Genomic DNA, 1,711 nt, shown 5'->3' on the forward strand with positions numbered 1-1,711 from the left:
AGGGCTTGCGCGCTGCGCGCGCTCGCCCGTGATGTCCATCAAGCTGCGCGGCGCGCTGACGCGTGCCTCCAGCGATGGCCATCAACCAGCCGGCTCACCCGACCATCAACAAAGGTGCGCGGCAACACTCCGGGAAGCACGAAGCCATGCTCCAACTGTGGCGCGGGAGGGTATTCCCTCTGCCATGCAGACGGCTCCATCGGACTGTGCCGGCCCCCAGTCCCGACGAGCGAAATCACCTGCAACGGCTGTGACGACAACCACGACGGCGTGGCGGATGGGGCCCCTGGCGCTGCGGAGAACTGCAATGGGCGGGACGACGACTGTGATGGCGCCATCGACGAGAGCGCCTCAGGCATGGAAGGAGACGCGTGCCAGGTGAACGTGGCTCAGGTGTGCTGCGAGCCGACGACGTGTCAGGCGCAAGGCAAGAATTGCGGCCTCATGGACGACGGCTGCGGAAAGAACTTGGACTGTGGTGCCTGCCCGAGTGGCCAGGCCTGCGGCGTCGGCGGCGTCCCCAACGTGTGCGCGTGCGCACCCATCCCCCGGGAAACCGCCTGTCAAGGCAAGTGCGGCCTGGTCCCCAACGGTTGTGGTAGCACGTGGAATTGCGGTGGCTGCGCCAGTCCCCAGAGTTGCGGCGGCGGCGGCACTCCCAATGCCTGCGGTTGTACCCCCATTGCGCAGACAACTGCCTGCGCCGGGAAGAACTGCGGACTGGTGTCCAACGGCTGCGGGGGCACCTATAGCTGCGGAGGAGACTGCACTGGCTACAACACCTGCGGCGGCGGTGGCACTCCCAACGTCTGCGGTTGCTCGGCGGACCCCAACGCCTGCGACGGTAGGGAGTGCGGAAGCGTCGACAATGTCTGTGGTGGGACGATGAGCTGCGGAGCCTGCTTTGGGGACGCCTACTGCAGGGCCGGCGAATGCGTGGGTGGGGACCTCGAAGAGCTGAAGTCCGAGGAGGCCTCGCGATGATTCGCCTGACGAAGCCCGCCAACCCTCGTGACAGCCATACCCCCAGAAAGGGTGTCCATATGAAGCGTATCCTCTCGTTGCTCACCCTCAGCCTGTACGGCGTCAGTCTCCTGAGTTCCTGTGGCCCCACCGAGGGACTGGACGGAAATGAAGTGCTGGCGGGCTACTTGGCCAGCCGGCTCAGTGGTACCGAGCGCCTCATCGCCCCGTCTGGGACGGTGGTGGATACCAACGCCCATGCCGGCGTCACGCCGGGCGCGACGGAGGGCAGCTACTCCCTGACGGCCGACGGCGCGGCCTCCTATGGCCTACCGTTGTGGGTGCCCCCGGGGCGCGCCGGCATGCAGCCGGAGCTCACGCTCAGCTACAACAGCCGCTCGGGCGCGGGCCTGGCGGGCGTGGGCTTCACGCTGAGCGGGACGCTGTCGCGCATCACCCGGTGTCGCAAGTCGGTGGCGCAGGACGGCGTGGTGGGGCAGGTGAGCTTCACCACGTCGGATGCGTTCTGCCTGGATGGCGCCCGCCTCATCCACACCAATCCCGGAGTGGCGGGGTACGGCGCGAACGGCAGCGAGTACCGCACCGAGGTCGACACTTTCGCCGTAACTCCTCGCCGGAGCCCGTCGTGACAAGCGGGGTATGAGGTGAGGAGGTTGTCGCTCCATGGGTGGGACGAGGAGCGACGGTATGGATTTGGAGCAGATGAGGGAGACGTTGCGCGCGCAGG

1 protein-coding gene is annotated in these 1,711 nt (G+C 67.2%); it reads left to right on the top strand.

The genetic code is table 11. The features are described 5' to 3' along the window. The first annotated feature begins 1,043 nt into the window (after nucleotides 1-1,043). Nucleotides 1,044-1,613: a SpvB/TcaC N-terminal domain-containing protein gene (locus LZ199_RS45870; RefSeq protein WP_254000175.1), complete on the top strand. Its 570-nt coding sequence runs from the start codon at nucleotides 1,044-1,046 to the stop codon at nucleotides 1,611-1,613. Nucleotides 1,614-1,711 lie beyond the last annotated feature (98 nt).

Source organism: Myxococcus qinghaiensis, assembly GCF_024198215.1.
GTDB lineage: Bacteria > Myxococcota > Myxococcia > Myxococcales > Myxococcaceae > Myxococcus > Myxococcus qinghaiensis.

What these genes read in the sequence shown, in the direction of transcription:
- LZ199_RS45870 (WP_254000175.1), top strand. Translation starts at nt 1,044, where the DNA reads ATGAAGCGTATCCTCTCGTTGCTCACCCTCAGCCTGTACGGCGTCAGT.